At 41.7% G+C, this 19,204-nt stretch carries 15 protein-coding genes; 5 read left to right on the top strand and 10 right to left on the bottom strand.

Annotation, left to right across the window (positions count from 1 at the left end; translation table 11 throughout):
- Positions 1-60: 60 nt before the first annotated feature.
- Positions 61-981 carry a histone deacetylase gene (locus tag RM049_RS02265; RefSeq protein ID WP_322703009.1) on the bottom strand — a complete coding sequence of 307 codons (921 nt, stop codon included), beginning with the start codon at positions 979-981 and terminating at the stop codon, positions 61-63.
- 72 nt (positions 982-1,053) lie between these two features.
- The gene (locus RM049_RS02260) at positions 1,054-3,690 is read right to left on the bottom strand and encodes an EAL domain-containing protein (protein ID WP_322703008.1); all 2,637 of its coding nucleotides are present in this window, start codon (positions 3,688-3,690) and stop codon (positions 1,054-1,056) included.
- 850 nt (positions 3,691-4,540) lie between these two features.
- On the opposite strand from RM049_RS02260, the gene RM049_RS02255 reads away from it, so the two are divergent.
- Both RM049_RS02255 and RM049_RS02250 read left to right on the top strand, forming a co-directional pair.
- A complete protein-coding gene (locus RM049_RS02255) occupies positions 4,541-5,896 on the top strand; it encodes a GTP-binding protein (RefSeq protein WP_322703007.1) in 1,356 nt (451 codons plus the stop codon).
- Between the two features lie 331 nt (positions 5,897-6,227).
- Positions 6,228-6,485: a Calvin cycle protein CP12 gene (locus RM049_RS02250; protein ID WP_322674713.1), complete on the top strand. Its 258-nt coding sequence runs from the start codon at positions 6,228-6,230 to the stop codon at positions 6,483-6,485.
- A 141-nt stretch (positions 6,486-6,626) separates the two neighbouring features.
- Here RM049_RS02250 and RM049_RS02245 read toward each other — a convergent pair whose 3' ends face one another.
- From RM049_RS02245 to apcB, 5 genes are all read right to left on the bottom strand, one after another.
- On the bottom strand, positions 6,627-7,445 hold the full coding sequence (locus RM049_RS02245; RefSeq protein ID WP_322703006.1) for a TlyA family RNA methyltransferase: 819 nt from the start codon (positions 7,443-7,445) through the stop codon (positions 6,627-6,629).
- Positions 7,446-7,880, bottom strand: coding sequence for a DUF29 family protein (locus tag RM049_RS02240; protein WP_322674731.1), 435 nt, complete (start codon positions 7,878-7,880; stop codon positions 7,446-7,448).
- 139 nt (positions 7,881-8,019) lie between these two features.
- On the bottom strand, positions 8,020-8,355 hold the full coding sequence (locus tag RM049_RS02235) for a XisI protein (RefSeq protein ID WP_322703005.1): 336 nt from the start codon (positions 8,353-8,355) through the stop codon (positions 8,020-8,022).
- On the bottom strand, positions 8,343-8,468 hold the full coding sequence (locus tag RM049_RS39195) for a hypothetical protein (protein ID WP_416212607.1): 126 nt from the start codon (positions 8,466-8,468) through the stop codon (positions 8,343-8,345). Before RM049_RS39195 ends, RM049_RS02235 begins: the two co-directional genes overlap by 13 nt.
- Before the next feature lie 150 nt (positions 8,469-8,618).
- A complete protein-coding gene (gene apcB, locus RM049_RS02230) occupies positions 8,619-9,128 on the bottom strand; it encodes an allophycocyanin subunit beta (RefSeq protein ID WP_322703004.1) in 510 nt (169 codons plus the stop codon).
- A 357-nt stretch (positions 9,129-9,485) separates the two neighbouring features.
- Between apcB and glnA the strand changes: the two genes are divergently transcribed.
- Entirely contained in the window at positions 9,486-10,910 is a 1,425-nt protein-coding gene (gene glnA / locus RM049_RS02225; RefSeq protein ID WP_322684314.1) for a type I glutamate--ammonia ligase, read from the top strand.
- Positions 10,911-11,025: 115 nt separating this feature from the next.
- On the opposite strand, the gene RM049_RS02220 is transcribed toward glnA, so the two are convergent.
- Positions 11,026-11,226: a hypothetical protein gene (locus RM049_RS02220; RefSeq protein ID WP_100899525.1), complete on the bottom strand. Its 201-nt coding sequence runs from the start codon at positions 11,224-11,226 to the stop codon at positions 11,026-11,028.
- 392 nt (positions 11,227-11,618) lie between these two features.
- Here RM049_RS02220 and RM049_RS02215 point away from each other — a divergent pair, with 392 nt between their 5' ends.
- Entirely contained in the window at positions 11,619-12,518 is a 900-nt protein-coding gene (locus tag RM049_RS02215; protein WP_322674718.1) for a ferritin-like domain-containing protein, read from the top strand.
- Positions 12,519-13,354: 836 nt separating this feature from the next.
- Here RM049_RS02215 and patX read toward each other — a convergent pair.
- Positions 13,355-13,582: a heterocyst-inhibiting protein PatX gene (gene patX, locus RM049_RS02210; RefSeq protein ID WP_322674719.1), complete on the bottom strand. Its 228-nt coding sequence runs from the start codon at positions 13,580-13,582 to the stop codon at positions 13,355-13,357.
- Between the two features lie 107 nt (positions 13,583-13,689).
- Positions 13,690-15,459, bottom strand: coding sequence for an FAD-dependent oxidoreductase (locus RM049_RS02205; protein ID WP_322703003.1), 1,770 nt, complete (start codon positions 15,457-15,459; stop codon positions 13,690-13,692).
- 475 nt (positions 15,460-15,934) lie between these two features.
- Between RM049_RS02205 and RM049_RS02200 the strand changes: the two genes are divergently transcribed.
- Positions 15,935-19,171, top strand: coding sequence for an efflux RND transporter permease subunit (locus RM049_RS02200; RefSeq protein WP_322703002.1), 3,237 nt, complete (start codon positions 15,935-15,937; stop codon positions 19,169-19,171).
- Positions 19,172-19,204: the final 33 nt, after the last annotated feature.

Raw genomic sequence — 19,204 nt, 5'->3', positions numbered from 1 at the left:
TAATTACGATCGTCGGTGTATATATCAGGTATTTCGTGAAATGGGATAAACAAGACAAGCTTAAAGTAAACAGCGTTCAATCGTCGCTACAACTGATTGAGAAAGAGTATCGAAGTCGTAACCACCTTCTAAGCCAAACAGAATTTTACGAGTTAGCCCCAAACAATAATCAGTAAATAAAGCGTAGTTTTCTGGCTGTAAATTAATACTTGCCAAAGGATCTTCTGCATTGGCATCGTAACCAGCACTGACAATTAGTAAATCTGGCTGGAAGTTGGCTAAAAACGGTACTACCTGGTTTTCAAATAGTGGCTGATATACAGCAATATCACTACCAGGGCGTACTGGTAAATTTAATACGTTATTGTGAAAGCCGCGTTCCGTCGATCTTCCCGTACCGGGATAACATGGGTACTGATGTAGAGAACAATAGGCGATGCGTGCTTCAGTTTCAACGATCGCCTGAGTACCATTACCATGATGTACATCCCAATCAAGGATGGCGACGCGGTTAATTCCAGGTTGTTCTAGAGCAAATAAAGCGGCGATCGCGGCATTAGAAAATAGACAAAAGCCCATCCCTGCATCACTTTCAGCATGGTGTCCTGGGGGACGCGCTAATACAAAAGCAGGATTAGCCGACTTTAACACAACCTCAACTCCATCCAACCATCCACTGACTGCTAACAATGCCACATCATAACTGCGTGGGGAAACTGGCGTATCTCCATCCAAAGGGCCCCCGCCACTAGAAGCGATTTGCCACAGTTTTTTGATGTAGGCTGGGCTATGTGCTTTAACCAACGAAGACATCAGTGATGGTTGTTCTGATGCTGGTGTAGGCAAGTGCCAGGTGATTTGATCTGCGAATGTAGCTGCTTTTAGGGCATTTGCGATCGCACTTAAACGTTCTGGTTTTTCGGGATGGTATTTTCCAGTCTTGTGATCTAAAAATTCGTCGGAATAAATGACTGGTAGCATAGGACGAAAAAGGTCGGCAGCAAGACAATGAATTTTATTGTATCCTCACTGGTACAAAGAGTTTCCCTTGTATTAGATCGTTGGTCGTTTACTTTCAAGGACTTCTGTTGCTTTCTGTTCAGAAAGTGGGCGGTAGAATAAAAAGCCCTGTACCTCCTCGCAGTTGATAGATTTCAAAAACTCCAATTCCTCTTCCTTTTCTACCCCTTCGGCTGTTAACTTTAATCCCAAACTGTGTCCCAAGGTAACTATGGCCTGGATAATATGAGCTACTTTGGCATCCTGCGTCAAATATTGAATAAAAGATTTATCTATTTTCAGATTGTGGAGTGGCAAAAGCTGTAGGCGCGAGAGCGAAGAATGACCTGTACCAAAGTCATCGATGGAGATATAAACACCCATCTGCTGTAGCTCCTCTAACACCCTTCTGGTAAAACCCAAGTCCTCAATCGCTGTGGTTTCCATAATTTCTAATTCTAAAAAGCGCGGCTCCAGACCGGTTTGTTCTAAAACCTTAGCTATAGTCTCTACCAATTTGGGTTGACGGAACTGCTTCAGAGAAAGATTGACAGCGATCTTAATCGGTGGCAATCCAGCATCTTGCCATGCTTTATTTTGGCTACAGGCCGTCTGTAGAGTCCATTCGCCGATGGGGACAATTAATCCACTTTCTTCAACCAAGGGAATGAATACACTGGGGGCAACTAATCCCATCTCTGGGTGCTGCCAACGCAACAGAGCCTCCATACTAGTAATTTCTCCTGTGGCAATGTTCACACGAGGCTGATAGTAAAGCTTAAATTCATTGCGTTCTAGGGCATAGCGCAAGCTCTTTTCTAAAGTCAGGAGTTCAGGATTTTTAGCACTCAGGGAAACACTGTAAAATTGATAGTTATTCCGCCCTTTGTCTTTGGCGTAGTACAGAGCAGCATCTGCGTGCTGGATTAGTGTTTCGGTGTCAGGGCTGTTGCGATCGAGTAAGGCAATACCGAGGCTAGCAGTTACATAAAGTTCATGCTCTTGGAGATGAAAAGCATCCTCTAAGGCTTGTAAGATTCTCTGCGCCACCAAAGTTACCTCTTCAATATCATTGATTCGTGGAAGTAAAATAGTAAATTCATCGCCTCCCCAACGGGCTACAGTGTCTCCATCTCTGAGTGAGTTTTTTAATCTTTGAGAGACGCTTTGTAACAATTGGTCTCCCAGAGTGTGACCCAGAGTATCATTAATCACCTTGAAGCGATCCAAATCGAGGAAAATCACAGCTAAACTTTCGCCATTTCGAGTGGCGTTGGGCAGAGTTTTACTGAGCAATTCGTTAAATAGTAGACGATTTGGCAACCCTGTCAGCAAGTCATGGAGGGCTTGATGGCGAATCTTTTCTTCTACTTGCTGACGCTGCCGCGCCCCAATGATACTGGCGGCCATGGTCAAAAGAGTAGATTCTTCATGCTTTGACCAATGACGTTCAAAGGTGCAGTCTGCCAAGCCAAGATACCCCCAGAAATGATTATCCAAGCGAAGAGGTACCAAGAGAAGGGATTTAATGCCATCTCGAATCAGAAATTCTTGTTCGGCGACAGGAAATTTTTGAGTGATGCCGCTAATTGACTGGCCGCTAGAGAGAACTGTGTACCAACGGGCTAATTCAGGAGCTTGATAAAGCTGATTCTGCCAATCGTGGAGGGTAGATTCAATCCCAGATTGTGTCCATTCAAAGCGTAGGCTGACTGCCATTTCCTCTGTAATAGGATGGAGATGGTTCTGAAAGAGATAGGCACGATCTGCCTTGGCAGCTTCACCCACTACAGCTAGAGCTAGATCGATACCAGTTTCGTAATTCATTTCTCCTAGCAAATAATTGGCAGCTTCTGCAACTGCTTGTAGCAAGCGATCGCGCTGCCGCAGTTCGGCTGTAGCTTGCTTTTGCTCTGTAATATCTCTAATAATAAAAGTTCTAATTAAATCACTTTCGGGAAGATAGAGAACGGATTGTTCAAAAACTTCTGTACCTACTTCCACCTCCCGCACAAAAGAATTGTTTTCTAGATTTTTAGCTCCAATCAACAGTCCCGTTAAAATTGGGTGTTCTGTCCCAACTTCCCTAAGATTGGGAAACTTGATCGCTGCGGCTGGATTGAGATACGTAATTCTTCCCTCGAAATCCATTTCAATAATTGAATTGGGGATGAGTTCAGGGAAGGATGCTAGGCGAGCTAGAGCAGACTCACTAGCTGCTTCAAAGCTGGGATCGATGGCTAAGGTTTGAAAAGGATTGGCAGGACTGGCTTGCTCTGATAAAAAACCAGATAAGTCTTCAACATCAAAAGATTCAGAAAATGCTTGTTCGGAAATGTTGGAAATAGCATAATATTTAGCCTGAGCTTTATTACTGCCAAAAGCGATGATATCTCCATGCCTAAGATTATGAGAAAAGCATTTAGTGCCATTTACAAATAACCCATTAGTGCTTCCTTTCCCCTTATAGTTACCATCAATAATCTGAAAGCCGTATTGGTCAGTTTCTGGAACAGTGACTCGCAATAAAATTGCATGTTGCATTGATACCGAGCGGGAAGCCAAGACAATAGTGTTTGCAGGATGCCGCCCCAGAGAATAAGTAGTCTCTCGTAAAGGGACAGTTCGCCGCCCTTCTAGGTCTTGGATGACCAACAGATGGCGTATTTTTTCCCGCTCATTTCCTTGCATGGCTGTTCCTCAAATTTCTCATATAATTAATATTTATGTCTTAGTCTGAAAAAGACTGCTCCTATAAGTCCAGAATTTCAGGCTGCACTTATGGGAAAACTTGCTCAATCAAAGTTCTCACCATCTGCGTAGGCGAGCATTTACCGCAAGCATCGCAAAATTGGTATAAGGGTGTAAACGAGCTTTTACCTTCATGATTGACCGCACTCAGTACTCTTCTTTTTATAGAATGAGTTGGCTAATTATTCAATCAGTTTTTGTAGTAGAAATTATAGTTTTTTCTCTACTCATAGATAAGTTATAAATTTTGTTCCTTCATCTATATCATTTAACCTTGTCTTTCTTAGGATACCCAGATTAACAATTCAAAATTAAAATTTGAAAATTGCACCCTTACAGGGAAGCAAGCTAGGCGTAACGTGATGTTGCGGCAGCCTCTTGTAGAGAAGAGAGTTACATAAGAAAATTTCAAAGCTGACTAAAACTGAATAAAGTCGGAGCCAATGCACCTTCGATTCAGTGTAGATTTTGGCGTTAGTCTCTCTTTACAGCTATCTATTAGTCACATGTTTTTTAAGACTTTATAAAATACCTAATCTCCGACCTCATAAACTTAGAGACTTTTTATGTCCCATATATAGATTATTAGTACAAGAGCTTAGGGATATAAGATAGAGAAGTATGTTTAACTTTTCCTTTCCCTGATAATGGGGTTGAAAAAGTGAGCATTGATTGAGTATGGTTAATGAGTACGAATTCATACCTATTATTCACAATCGAATGCTGAAAGTAAGTGTTTTGAGCATTGGATGAGCATTTTAGAGAGAGTGAAGGCTGAAGCGTTGATATTATGTCGGTTTATCGTAATCTGCAAGAAACTCACTTAAATCGTGCCCGCGCCAGTCTCAGACAAGGGCTTTCTTGGTATGGATATCTTCGCAAGTCAGGACAGTTATCATCTAACCCAGAATTAGCAGGTTTGATGAAACCAGAATTAGAAGCTTTGAGAGCCACACTCAACAAGCTAGATTCAAACGTCATTAGAATTGCTGTCTTTGGTTTAGTGAGTCGGGGAAAGTCAGCAGTTTTAAATGCCTTGTTGGGAGACAAGATTTTGCAAACTGGGCCTCTGAATGGTGTCACCCAATGGCCCCGTTCCGTGCGGTGGCAGCCCAGCGATAAGGTACTAGTAGAGTTAATTGATACCCCTGGATTAGATGAAATTGAGGGGGAGTCACGGGCGGATATGGCACGAGAAGTAGTACATCAAGCGGATTTGATTTTGTTTGTCGTGTCTGGTGATATCACACGCACTGAATATCAAGCGCTGCTGCAATTAAGGCGATCGCAAAAACCCCTGATTTTAGTGTTTAACAAAATAGACCTTTACCCAGATACAGACAAAGGAGCAATTTACCAAAATTTGCAACAACTGGGTGCTGGACATCCTCAAGCAAAACCTCTACTACCTGATGAAATTGTCATGGTGGCGGCAGAACCAGCGCCAATAGAAGTGCGGGTAGAATGGCCTGATGGGCGTGTCACTTATGAATGGGAAACACCACCACCGCAAGTAGACGAACTCAAAGAGATAATTCTGAATATTCTGAATCGGGAAGGGCGATCGCTTCTGGCTTTAAATGCACTGATCCAAGCACGGGATGCAGAAGCCGCCATCGCTCAAAAAACCATCGATTTACGCGAAAAAGAAGCTGAAGAAATTATTTGGCAATTTACCAAATACAAAGCTTTGGCAGTAATGCTCAATCCCATCGCCTTCCTAGATATCCTTGGTGGAACTGTTGCTGATTTAGCTTTAATTCGCGCTCTCGCTAGATTGTATGGTTTGCCGATGACTAGCTATGAAGCCGGGAAAATTTTAAAAACGATTTTATTTAGTTCTGGCGGCTTGCTACTTGGAGAACTAGGTAGTAGTTTTCTTTTGGGTTTAAATAAAAGTACGGCAGCAATCACTAGTGGTGACAATCCCAGCAATATTACTGCTTTTGCTGGCAGTGCGATCGCTCAAGCTGGTATCGCAGGTTATGGCGCATATTCCGTTGGCAAAGCTGCCCAAGTCTATCTCGAAAAAGGCTGCACTTGGGGACAATTAGGCGCTAGCAGCGTCATTCAAGAAATTCTCTCTCAAGTTGACCAAAATACAATTCTGTATCGTTTGCGACAAGAATTAAACATAAAGTATTGAGAATAATTAAAAACTGCTATCTTTTTGTTACCGTTTATAAGCGTTTATCAACTTCTATCAAAGTCTTCTGACAATTAACCGACATTCTCAATTTGGGATGCAAGATTGAGAACATGACCACCTCTGCTTGCGATCGCAACTAGTAGAATTCCCATACCTTTTTGAATCTAAAGATGACAAGAGGGTAATCCCACTCAATTTTGCGAAAAAGATGGCGGTGTTTACCACTACTTATTGTGGGAAGCCTATCTAAACTAGAAATGTGACCTGACTAAGGTCATTAAAAGCTCGCAGTTAATAACTCTGTCTGTAAATTAAAGGTGAAAGTATCATGACAACTACCCTAAAAATTGAAATTGCTGGGGCAGCAACTCTTGAAGAAGCCATTACTAATGCCATTACTGAAGCTCGGACAACTTGCGATCTAGATGGCAGCAATTCTGCTGGTTGTGCTGTAGCGTGGGACATTGTAGAAGAATTGCAGGCTGAAAAATCTCACCAACATCAAGCAAAATCCAAAAAAACCTCTTTGGAAAATTACTGCGATCGCCATCCAGATTCCGTAGAATGTCTAATCTACGACCTTTAATAAGAAAGAATTCAGGAGTCAGGAATCAGAATTCAGTATGAATTGGAGTTCGAGTGCAGACTTCGGCGTGAGCGCTCAGTCGAACGCGGAACATGTGGGTTTAAGTCCCCGACTAATTGATTCTGAATTCTGCATTCTTATTTAACTCTTGCGTAAATCAGTTGTTGCTGATTGCGTTATTCGCTTAATTGCTTCTAAATCAAGTGGTGGTGTTTCACTTTCCATTGCCAACCACAAAAGATATTCGATATTCCCAGCAGGGCCAACGATCGGCGACCAAGTTAAGCCTTTGTATTTCCATCCTAATTCGTGGGCAGCTTGCAAAACCTGGAAAATGGCATCAGCTTGGTCGTTTGGATCGCGTACAACACCTTTTTTACCCACACGGGATCTGCCGACTTCAAACTGTGGCTTGACTAACAATACAGCTTCTCGGTTAGCTTGAGTTAGTTGCCACAAAGCAGGCAGAATCTTAGTTAAAGAAATAAACGATACATCAACCACCGCCAAATCAGGAATCGGGTCATTTTCACCATATAACTCATCTAGTCGTAGTTGCCGTAAATTGGTGCGTTCCCGTAAAATCACCCGCGAATCATTTCGCAACCGCCAGTCAACTTGTCCGTAACCAACATCAATACCGTAAACTTGTTTTGCTCCCGCTTGCAAGAGACAATCAGTAAAACCACCAGTAGAAATCCCACCATCTAAACAAATGCGCTCTACTACGGGAATGGCAAATACTGATAAAGCTTTGGAGAGTTTTTCACCGCCTCTAGAAACAAAAGGCGATCGCTTTTTAATATTTATTTGAGCAGCAATATCAACTTCTGTACCAGGTTTATCAACTAACTGCTGATTAACAGTAACTTCCCCCGCCTGAATTAGTCGTTGTGCTAAGGCGCGAGAAGAACATAAATTTAGCTCTACTAATAGTGTGTCGAGTCGCTGTTTAGCCAATTAATTAGACTCTCCTGGTAAGATTAAAGCCAAAGCACGATTGATAATTTCTTCTTGGTTAACCAGCTTTTCTAATTCTTGGGCTTCATAACGACCTTCTTCTACTTCTAAGGAAGCCTCATCAATGGCATTTAAATAGGCTTCTGCTAAGATTTCTAACAATTCCTCTGGCGCAAGATAATAGCCTCCAGCTTTACGCCGCTTATTTTCCCGCTGAATTTCCAGAACCGAATTCCGAATTGAGACTTCCCAAGAGCGAGCCGTGCGATTTTCAGCTTGTTGTTTAATTAAATACAACAGCAAAATCACTGCATAGCTACGAATCGTCTTGATGATGTCATTTCGGCTCATTTCTGTTAATTCTTCAACTATAATCAATGCTCCTTGAACATCGCCCTTAACAAGCAAGTCTTTCAGAGTTAATAATTCTTCCATAATCAGCGCCTCAAACATGGGCAACTTCTATTGTGGCTTATAGCGGTTCTAGTACAGATAGGATAGGCTAATGCGTTTCATCTAGGAGCGATCGCTACTTAAATGTATTATTCTTTGCAAATACACAATATTCAGATAATTAAGATACAGCAAAATCGGTGTATTGCCGTAGTTCAGCAGGATGGAAACCCAAGACAATATCTTCGCGCAAAATACCCGCTTCTAATAATGCCTCTGCAACTGGCTCAGAAGTACCATCATATTGAATCCACACTTTATCATTAATAATATCTATATGTACCACCGAACCATGTACGCGGCGCACTCCATCCCAGCCAATGTGTAACACTTCGTAGTGGTTTCGCTCCGAGTCAATCACTGCTTCTGTGTCTATTTGACCGTTAGCAGGCTTGTGACTAGCATAGTCAAATATCAACTGACGAATAATTTCACGATACCGAGCTAGCTTATCCATCTGATAATCCTTTCTAGTTGCTCGTCAAAGACAATTAGGTTTATTCCTATACTATTAAGAATTAGCTGACTAAAGCGTTCGGAAAATATACCTTCGTAAACCCGCTTGGGAATTGCTGGTTATGATTTTGCCCTTTGCAGGCAAAATCTTGAATAAAGCCCTTCTCAACGTCTAGAGTTCACAAAAAAGCGATCGCTCCATTAAACCAAAGTGCGATCGCTATTTAAGTTTATGTCGGGGCAGACACCTTGCCCACCTAAAATCTAAATATCTATCTCGCTCAACTCACGTGTAATGTGATCGAATGGTTCATCTACAAAAGCACTATTAACCACACCTGCTGCTGCTACTTGCTCCTTAATTAGCTCCTTGAGAATCTGGATACCGCGAACTGTAGGCCCAATAGGTACTCCTAAAGAATTGTAAGTTTCCCGCAGCCCTTGCAGCACTCGTTCATCCAACACATTGGTGTTCCCAGCAACCAGCGCATAAGTGGCGTAGCGCAGATAGTAGTCCATATCGCGCAGACAAGCTGCATAACGACGAGTTGTATAAGCATTTCCACCAGGGCGAATCAATTCTGGCAGTTCTTCAAATAACTGTAAACCAGCTTGCTTGACAAGTGCAGCCGCATTAGAATTGATTGCCGCCGCCGCTTGTACTCTTGCTGTACCACTATCAAAGTAAGACTTTAGGCTATCGATCGCATTCCGGTCAAAATAACGACCAGCTAAGTCATAATTCTTAATTAAACTTGTTACCGCATCGCGCATTCCTTCTTCTCCCAATCATTGCTATTTATGGTTTGATATTTATTTGGCTGCACTTATGCACCAGTAAATTTTTGTGCTATTAAAAATAGATTCGGCACAAAAACAATCTATCCACTACATAAGGATTTTATGTCAAAGTTGACCCCTATATGATGAACTTTCCAGTTTTGTACAGATGATCGCCGAAAGGTTAATATAACCTGATAATCCAGATATCTGTAGCACAAGCTACAAAATCAGCTAATGTCTAGTATTTAAGATATTTCTGGTGTGTCACGGCCTGATTGAGATCGGTAGGGTTAGGATGCAATGTAAGATTTTGGTTTACTTTAGGAAATTGGTAGAGAAGGAGTAACAATGACAACACCACAAGAAGTCTTGAAATTGATCCAAGACCAAAAAATTCAGCTGATCGATCTCAAATTCATCGATACAGTAGGGACTTGGCAGCACCTCACACTGTACCAAAACCAAATCGATGAGACTGCATTCACTGATGGCGTACCGTTTGACGGTTCCAGCATCCGGGGTTGGAAAGCGATCAACGAATCGGACATGACGATGGTACTCGACCCCAACACTGCTTGGATAGACCCATTCATGGAAGTCCCAACGCTAAGTATAATTTGTAGTATTAAAGAACCCCGCACGGGTGAATGGTACAATCGTTGCCCACGCGTTATTGCCCAAAAAGCAATAGATTACCTGGTTTCCACTGGTCTTGGCGACACAGCCTTCTTTGGCCCTGAAGCTGAGTTTTTCATCTTTGACAGTGCTAGATTTGCCCAAACCGCCAACGAAGGCTACTACTTCTTAGAGTCCGAAGAAGGTGCTTGGAATTCCGGTAAAGCTGGTACAGATAACAAACCCAACTTGGGTTACAAACCACGCTTCAAAGAAGGTTACTTCCCAGTTTCACCGACGGATTCTTTCCAAGATATCCGTACAGAGATGCTGTTGACGATGGCACAATTAGGTGTACCCATTGAAAAGCATCACCACGAAGTTGCTACTGGTGGTCAGTGCGAACTAGGTTTCCGTTTTGGTAAGTTGATCGAAGCGGCTGACTGGTTGATGATTTACAAATATGTCATCAAGAACGTTGCCAAGAAATACGGCAAAACCGTTACCTTTATGCCAAAACCAATTTTTGGCGATAACGGTTCGGGAATGCACTGTCACCAGTCCATTTGGAAAGACGGTCAACCTCTGTTTGCAGGTGATAAGTATGCTGGTTTGAGCGATATGGGGTTGTACTACATTGGTGGTCTTCTCAAACATGCCCCAGCGCTGTTGGCAATCACCAACCCTAGCACCAACTCATATAAGCGCCTAGTACCTGGTTATGAAGCTCCTGTTAACTTGGCTTACTCCCAAGGGAACCGTTCTGCTTCTATCCGTATTCCTTTATCTGGTACTAACCCCAAAGCCAAACGTTTGGAATTCCGTTGTCCAGATGCTACTTCTAACCCCTATTTGGCATTTGCTGCAATGCTTTGTGCTGGTCTCGATGGCATCAAGAACAAAATCCATCCTGGTGAACCCTTAGATAAGAATATCTATGAACTCTCTCCAGAAGAACTGGCAAAGGTTCCTTCAACTCCAGGTTCTTTAGAGTTGGCTCTGCAAGCACTAGAAAAAGATCACGCCTTTTTGACCGAATCAGGCGTCTTCACGGAAGACTTTATCGAAAATTGGATTGACTACAAACTAGGTAACGAAGTCAAACAGTTGCAGCTGCGTCCTCATCCTTACGAGTTTTACCTCTATTACGATGCTTAATTAAGAGTCGTATCTAACTAAAAAGTAATAAGTAAGTTTTGCCACCCTAGAGTAAAGGGTGGCTTTTTTTAGAGTTGTCGGTTGAGATATTCACTCAAAAAATCAACCTTAAAACTTAGCTCATGGAAGCATGACTCGGCCCATAAATCATCCGAGTGTTAGCATCAACCTTCCCTTGAATCGGGTTCCAGTAGTGGGATGCTTCTTCAGGAAGACCAAGTTCTTGTGCAGCCCGCATCAGCATAGATTGTTGGCGATTCTTGACTTGCTGATGTTCGCGCACCATTAACGCACGGGATTTATCTGCGATAGACATAACCATAGTCCTCTCTATTTTGTGAATATATAATTTTTGGTTTTTTACTTACAAGACTAATATAGCAAAAATTCTGTAACATAAGCTACTTTTTGCAAAAGTTTATATTTGCCTTTGCTGACAATATCAAGTATTTGTTTCCAAAAGCCGGAAAAATCTTCCCAATCTACTTTTGATAACTAAAATCATCTAGCTTCAGATTGGTCTAACCTAAAAAAACACACCTTACCCAAGGCTGAACATTTATTCGTTACTTTTTTCTACACTTAAGGTCAACTCAAGTGATTAATTTTTGTAACTTTGATTTTTTTTTCGGTGAAGCGACACGAATACAGCAGTTGCAAAAAATTAAGTTACGATCGAATAAAGATTTACAAAAATTTACATAAACTATGGCAGTTACCTATCCGCGTAAATTTCAGAATGTTTTGAGTGCCAGAGATATATTAAAACGGGTCGTATGCGATCGCGAAATCCATCTAATTACTCTCAATCGCTACCGTTACAGCGAACAACGCAGTTGCAAAGACCTAACTGAGGTAATTGAACAACTGAATGGACAGCCACGGGAACTGATCCGGGATTTGTCTCATCACGTCTCAGATGAAGCTCGTCATGCCATGTGGCTAACTGACTTGTTGATTGATTTGGGAAGCGATGTAGGAACTCCCCCCGGAACTTCCTATATTGATGAATTCGATCGGCTGCTCGACAAAGACACCTACGATCCAAAACACAACCTAGAGGACGGCATGATTGCTGCCTTGGCCGCAATTAACATTACCGAAAAGCGGGGTTGTGAGTATTTCTCTGCTCACATTCACGCGCTTAAACAAGCACCGCAGACAGAAGAAAACATCAAAATTCGGGAAACTCTTGAAAAAATTCTCCCAGAGGAAGCAGGACATGTCCGTTGGGGTAATCGTTGGCTAGGAGAACTTGCGCGTAAGAGTCCAGAACATCAGCAAAAGGTAGAGCAAGCCAAGCGAAAATATACTGCAATTGAACAAGCGGCCTTTGAATCAGGAATGGATATCACCTTGGGTGCAGAACTACGGGGAGTTGCCAACCTGGTGGAAGTCGCAAATACTATGCCGCTTTGGCAACGTCCCCAATACTTGATGGAACGTTTACCCCAGACTTTGCTAGCGCCGGAGTTGCAATTTACTAGGATTCAGGCTGCACAAAAGGCTTGGCAGCGAGATCCACAGACATTCATCGAGAAGTTTGTGCCAATGTTCCTCAACGGCATCCAGGGAAGAGAAAGTAGCCGCAAGAACACAACGGTGTAAAAAGGCATTGGGCAGAGGGGCACAGGGGAAAAACTTACTGCAACTTTTCCCCTGCTCCCCACTCTCCACTCCCTTTTCTTTAAGGAAAATTCATATAAAAAGACCAGATGCAAAACTTTGCATCTGGCCTTGGGTGTAAAATAATTAAAAAGACTAAGATGATCTGGCAGATCCTTCTTAACACTTACTATTTCGTCGGGAGCCATCTACGAAGAGAACAAACTAAGGAACAAAAGTAGATTTACATTAGTAAATTTGTTAGCAAGCGTAATAAACCTATACTACTTGTGTGAATGCCTACCTAGATAAGCAAGAGATGAAACGAAAGGGATTTTATGCTTCGGGAAAAGACGCTAAACAGATGTCAGAGCAAAGATCGGTTACTTGCTTATGTAGATAATCGGCTACTGGATGTATGAGAAGAAAATTTATTGGGGAATAAAGTGAAGTTGCCCTAAGGCTGTTTGTTCAACAAGCAAAATGTTTGAATTAGATGTGCTTTAGATTAACTCATAGCCTAAGTAACATCTATTTCTAGAGCCGTTGAGGATTGAGATGCAAAGCTTTCCATCGAATATGAGCAACAGTTGTAGAGCTTTTGAGGAATTGGTAATGCTATCGATCCAAGCACTTAATTTGATTTGCTTTTCGATCGGCAGGATTGAGACCAACTATATATACAAAGTTTGCAGTTGAAATACTAAGCGATCGCTGAAGACTTTCGTGTGTCAACTGTATATATCTTTGCCAGAAAAGCTGTGTAAAAGACGTTAGCCCAACATCCTGTTTTCTGGTAATTCTGTTCCTTTGAGAAAAGAGGCATTACCTTACAGTAGTTAAACCACAGCATAGATAGTTCGGACTTTTTGTGTCACTTCTCTGCGCCCACTACCGCGATGACGTGGCGCATCATCTGAAGCTTGTTCAGATGCCGCCGAGAGCCACTGTTCCGAAGTAGGCGTGGAAGGCAGCCCTGTTGATAAGTGATTGACCATTGCTTGGCAGTTAAAAGCTAAGGGGCCGAACACCAGACTCGAGACTAAAAGTGAAATGGCAGCACGCATAGCAAATGTCTATTTTGGAACTCTCCACTTCACTGATACTTAGCTTTTTGATTAATATCCGGACAATTCATCAAAAAGTATTCTGTTTTACTGAAAATAAACTCTTCTTATCCTCCGTTTAAATGTTCGACTAATAACCAATTACCAGAGCGATTGTAACGACCCCACAATGTAACTAATTGTTCGTGGGGATAAGCGCGTAATTGCTCGTCAATATGCGATCGCAAAGTCACAAGCTGCCAATTTTGCCCTTGATATGTGGCTGGTGCTGTGACAGTGAATCTATATTCCTGCTGTTCCAAGCGGTAAAAAATCCCTTTGAAACAGTTACTTTCCTGAATTAATGGCTTGCCAAAAGCAGAGTCAGGGCAATCGCCACTAACTGGATAGGCTTGTGGGTTATCTAAGTAATACAGTTGCCAGTGCCGCCAATCCGAACGATTGGGGGGAAGATTAAACAAAGGAATAATTAGCGCTTTTGAGCGATTATCTTCTAATAAAGCCGTTTGCAGCTTTCTAATAGGTAAATCCCTCGGCTGGCAGTTTAATTCAACACATATCGCCGCCGCCATCCCTGCTGCTTGACCAATGCCCATAACCACAGGTTGTAATCTGGTAGCGCCATTGGCAATGTGGGATACAGAAATATTCTTTTCACACACCAAGAAACCATCTGTTGTGGCTGGAATTAGACAACTGTAAGGAATTGTAAAAGGAGTTCCAGTCCAACGCCCTCCCCAGCGTATCGATTTAGGTTGCAGTGGGAATTGAACACCAGGATAATGATGATCGTTGGCATAGTTACCAACTGCGATTGCTTCGCAAACGCCAAGGGCGAACGCATCATTAAATATAGATGCAACTCTACCTTTTGCGATCGACAAAATATCCTGTTCTCGAACAGTAGTTAGCCCCACTAAGCGGCGGCTTTCCCGGTAATAAGGATGCAGTGCAAAAGCTGTAGAGGTGTGAGGAAATACTTTTTCTGCTAAACCATAGCGACGACCAAGCTGTTTTTGGATAAAATGAGCAAAATGTTGGCTGTGCCAGCGAGATTCTTGGATGAATTCACCTCTGGATACATCTGACTCTATCAATCGCCCTACCCCTTCGCCGTAGTCATTGCCACAGATTGGCCAATTCATCATAAACAAGCCACCGGGCAAACGTCCATAATTTAAAAATGTCTCGGCTCCATAGCCATCCCAAGCACCTGTAAACTGTGATGGATTATAGTTAGGCGCAGCTGGAATCTCTGGTGCAACCGCTTCACCAAAGTCCTGCATAATCACTACATAAGTGGGCGCTTGCACAGGATATTTCTGAGTTAAAGAGTTAAAAGTCACTGGGGCGCTGGGTTCTCCCCACTCAGATTGCAATTCCCAACCCCAACGGTAAGGTATGTCAGCTAAAGCTAATAAATCTCCTAACTCTGTGCCATCGAGAATAATCTTGGCTGTGACAGCAAAATCAGCAAAGCGGACACCAGTAATCGAATCACCTTGGCGGAAGACATCTATTGGCACTTGTCCAGAAATCCAGTGCAGATTGGGTAATTCCTGCACCCAATCTGCAAAAATCTCTGCCCCAATCTGGGGATCGTAACTAAAAAAGCTTACCCAACTGTTATCTAATCCTCCAGGCTGTCGTTGTCGTAATTCCTGCAAAAACGCACCCCATAACCCTGTTTGAAAGGCTTCTAATTCATTGCCATCGGGTACAGACACTCCAGCCGAAGTTAGCATTCCTCCCAACCAAGGAAATTCACTTACCAAAATGGTCTTGGCTCCCCGTCGTGCCGCTTGAATAGCAGCCGCAGTTCCTCCGGTTCCTCCACCAACAACCAAGACATCAGCTATGTATGTCTGATGAACCATGACCAAATCCTCCACCAGGGTTAGCTATCTAGCTGATTTCGGTTGATCCTTGGCTCTACTTTTATCAGCTGAGTTTATAATTCACCTCTAGAAATCAGCTTTTGTCAAGCAAGTTTAAATTGATGGGTAAGCAACTTCGTGGTGAGCATTTAAGTGCTTACTACAAACTATCAAAACTAGCTTGACAAGGTATTTACAAAAGCCCGTATAAAATACTACATTATCATTTTGATAAAGTATAGGGTCTTGCATTTTACACATCTGTATGCAAAGATAATTTCACATAAAATACTGTAAATCTATCAATTTACCGGATTAGCTGAATATTTTAAATCTAGCTGATTGCGAATGAAAGCGTTCAGTGAATATTCATTTGGTAATTAGCAATGAATAACTAAAATTTAAATAATAATTTACTTTAGTGTAAATCGCACTGACAGACTAAAGAAAAAAGAAGACTTTAAACTAAAAAATAATGTGGATTGTTAAACTTGCTCTTCGTCGTCCCTACACCTTTGTAATTACTTCCATACTTATTTTTGTCTTAGGAGTAGTTACTATTACACGCATGGCAACGGATATTTTTCCAGAAATTAATATTCCCGTTGTGAGTGTAATTTGGTCTTATGGTGGTGTCTCACCAGAAGAAATGGAACAGCGTATCGTTACAGCTAGTGAACGCTCTTTTACAACCACTGTTAATGATATTGAACACATCGAATCACAATCACTTAATGGTGTTAGCGTCATTAAAGTTTTCTTCCAGCCAGGAGCAAAAATTGAAGCAGCAGTAGCTCAACTTACCTCTAATACTCAAACAATTCTCCGAGGTTTACCTCCAGGAATTACACCGCCTTTAATTATCCGCTACAATGCCTCTAATGTGCCCATTCTTCAGCTAAGTGTTAGCAGCACATCACTATCAGAGCAAGAACTTTACGATAACGGAAATAATTTTCTGCGGACTCAGCTAGCGACTGTTCAAGGTGCGTCTGTACCCTTACCTTATGGAGGTAAACCTCGGCAGATTATGGTAGACATTGACCCGCAGGCGCTATTTGCCAAAGGTCTTTCAGCTACAGATGTCACAACCGCAATCAGCGCCCAAAATCTTATCTTACCTGGAGGAAATGCCAAATTAGGCGATCGCGAGTACAGTGTTCGACTCAATAGCAGTCCCCAAGTCTTAGACGCATTGAACAATTTACCCATTAAACAAATTAACGGCACTATAATTTATATACGTGATGTTGCCCAAGTTCATGATGGCTTTGCTGTGCAGAACAATATTGTTCGTCGAGATGGGCGACGCTCTAGCTTATTAACTATTCTCAAAAATGGTAGTGCTTCAACTTTAGATGTTGTAGCTAGAGTCAAAGAAAGACTACCAAAAATTCAAGCTACATTACCTAAAGAATTAGATTTAGAAATCTTATTCGATCAATCGATATTTGTTAAAGCTTCCATCCACGGAGTATTAACCGAAGGATTGATTGCTGCTTGGTTAACTGCCGCCATGATTTTATTATTCTTAGGCAGTTGGCGCAGCACTTTAATTGTGGCAATTTCCATTCCTTTATCAATTCTTTGTTCTATCATTGCTCTGCGATTGATAGGACAGACTTTGAATATTATGACTTTGGGAGGTCTATCTCTAGCAGTTGGGATTTTAGTTGATGATGCCACAGTAGAAATTGAAAATATCCACCGCAATTTGGCACAAGGAAAACCTCTACAACAAGCTATTTTAGATGGCGCACAACAAATAGCTGTTCCGGCTTTCGTTTCTACCTTGGCAATCTGTATTGTTTTTATCCCAATTATCTTTTTAACAGGAGTAGCACAATCGCTATTTATGCCTTTAGGAATGGCGGTTGTTTTTGCCATGCTTGCCTCCTATCTACTCTCGCGTACAGTAGTACCAATGTTGGCAAAGTTTTTGCTTGGCAAAGAACTACATCTTTATACTGAACATGAAAATTTAGGGAATAACGATAATGGTCATGTAATTCCTAAAAAAGATATTTTCTGGCGGATTCATGAGCAGTTCAACCGCCAATTTGAGAAATTTCGCCAAAACTATCGAAATACTTTAGCCAAAGCTCTAAATCATCGCGGTGTAGTTTTTGCAATGTTTGGTGCGTTTTGGGTAAGCGCTTTAGTTTTACTACCTTTTGTCGGTCAAGATTTTTTCCCGCAAGTAGATGCAGGTCAGTTTCGGTTGCACGTCCGCGCTCCTGCGGGAACACGACTTGAAAAGACAGAACAGATTTTTACTCAAGTTGAAAATGAGATTCGCCAAGTTATTCCTGAAGAAGAATTAGAAATTATTCTTGACAATATTGGTCTACCTGTAGGTGGAGTAAACCTTGCTTTTAGCGACACAGCAACTATAGGGCCTGGTGATGGAGAAATTCTTGTCGGTCTTAAAGAAGGTAAACATTATTCAACTTGGCAATATGTTAGACAACTACGCCAAAAATTAACTGCCCAATTTCCTGAATTAACCTTCTTTTTCCAACCTGCGGATATAGTAACTCAAATTCTCAATTTTGGTTTACCAGCCCCTATTGATATTCAGATCATAGGCCCAGCTAAAAATCGTCGGGATAACTACAAAATTGCCAAACAAATCAAAACCCAAATAGCTCAAATTCCGGGAGCAGTTGATGTTCATTTACATCAAGTCGTTGATGCTCCAGACCTACGTATTAATGTAGATCGTTCTCAAGCACAACGTAGCGGTTTAACTCAACGAGATGTTGCCAATAACCTACTCACATCATTAAGTTCTAGTGGTCAAACATCACCCAATTTTTGGCTCGATCCTATCAAAGGAGTCAGTTATTTAATAGCAGTACAAGTTCCTCAGTACAAACTTAACTCCCTAGAAAAAATTCAAAATACTCCTGTAGCGAACGGTTCTAACTCGTCACAACTTTTAAGCAATCTTGCTGTTGTTAAACGTGGGAAAGCTCCTGCTGTTGTTAATCATTACAACGTACAGCCTGTATTTAATATTTACGCCAATGTTCAAGGTCGTGATTTAGGTGGTGTAGCCAGCGATATTTATAAAATAGTTAGGCAATTTCAGCAGAAGTTACCACGGGGAACTTCAATTATGGTGAAAGGTCAAGTAGAAACTATGAATTCATCTTTTCTAGGATTAGAAGTAGGATTGATATTTGCCATTGGATTAGTTTATTGCTTAATAGTAGTCAATTTTCAATCTTGGATCGATCCATTCATTATTATGATGGCACTGCCAAATGCTTTAGCAGGAATTGTCTGGATACTATTTATAACGAATACGACTTTTAGCGTACCTTCTTTGATGGGTGCAATTATGAGTATTGGGGTTGCTACTGCCAATAGTATTTTGCTCGTCACCTTTGCTAATGAGCAACGTCTAATAGGAGAAAAAGCTGTTTCTGCGGCTTTAGCTGCTGGTTATACCCGTTTGCGTCCAGTATTAATGACTGCTGGAGCCATGATTATGGGGATGTTACCAATGTCTCTTGGTTTAGGAGAAGGTGGTGAACAAAATGCTCCTTTAGGACGTGCTGTAATTGGTGGATTATTAGCAGCAACAGTGGCAACTTTAATTTTTGTACCTGTAATTTACAGTATTTTACGCAGAAAACAACCCCAAAATTTAGAGTTGGAGGAAGAACTATCTTCTACTATCAAATTAACTGTAGCCAATCGGTAAATTATTCGTGAATAATCAGATCCCCGACTTCTC

Source organism: Nostoc sp. DedQUE04, assembly GCF_034530995.1.
In the GTDB taxonomy this organism is placed as follows: domain Bacteria; phylum Cyanobacteriota; class Cyanobacteriia; order Cyanobacteriales; family Nostocaceae; genus Nostoc.
Note: the sequence above shows the minus strand (reverse complement) of the source record. Positions and strands in the feature narration are given on the sequence as shown.

What these genes read in the sequence shown, in the direction of transcription:
- RM049_RS02235 (WP_322703005.1), bottom strand. Translation starts at nt 8,355, where the DNA reads ATGGATAAGCTAGCTCGGTATCGTGAAATTATTCGTCAGTTGATATTT.
- RM049_RS02255 (WP_322703007.1), top strand. Translation starts at nt 4,541, where the DNA reads ATGTCGGTTTATCGTAATCTGCAAGAAACTCACTTAAATCGTGCCCGC.
- RM049_RS02200 (WP_322703002.1), top strand. Translation starts at nt 15,935, where the DNA reads ATGTGGATTGTTAAACTTGCTCTTCGTCGTCCCTACACCTTTGTAATT.
- RM049_RS02260 (WP_322703008.1), bottom strand. Translation starts at nt 3,690, where the DNA reads ATGCAAGGAAATGAGCGGGAAAAAATACGCCATCTGTTGGTCATCCAA.
- RM049_RS02220 (WP_100899525.1), bottom strand. Translation starts at nt 11,226, where the DNA reads ATGTCTATCGCAGATAAATCCCGTGCGTTAATGGTGCGCGAACATCAG.
- apcB (WP_322703004.1), bottom strand. Translation starts at nt 9,128, where the DNA reads ATGCGCGATGCGGTAACAAGTTTAATTAAGAATTATGACTTAGCTGGT.
- RM049_RS02265 (WP_322703009.1), bottom strand. Translation starts at nt 981, where the DNA reads ATGCTACCAGTCATTTATTCCGACGAATTTTTAGATCACAAGACTGGA.
- patX (WP_322674719.1), bottom strand. Translation starts at nt 13,582, where the DNA reads ATGCGTGCTGCCATTTCACTTTTAGTCTCGAGTCTGGTGTTCGGCCCC.
- RM049_RS02250 (WP_322674713.1), top strand. Translation starts at nt 6,228, where the DNA reads ATGACAACTACCCTAAAAATTGAAATTGCTGGGGCAGCAACTCTTGAA.
- RM049_RS02215 (WP_322674718.1), top strand. Translation starts at nt 11,619, where the DNA reads ATGGCAGTTACCTATCCGCGTAAATTTCAGAATGTTTTGAGTGCCAGA.
- RM049_RS02205 (WP_322703003.1), bottom strand. Translation starts at nt 15,459, where the DNA reads ATGGTTCATCAGACATACATAGCTGATGTCTTGGTTGTTGGTGGAGGA.
- glnA (WP_322684314.1), top strand. Translation starts at nt 9,486, where the DNA reads ATGACAACACCACAAGAAGTCTTGAAATTGATCCAAGACCAAAAAATT.
- RM049_RS02240 (WP_322674731.1), bottom strand. Translation starts at nt 7,880, where the DNA reads ATGGAAGAATTATTAACTCTGAAAGACTTGCTTGTTAAGGGCGATGTT.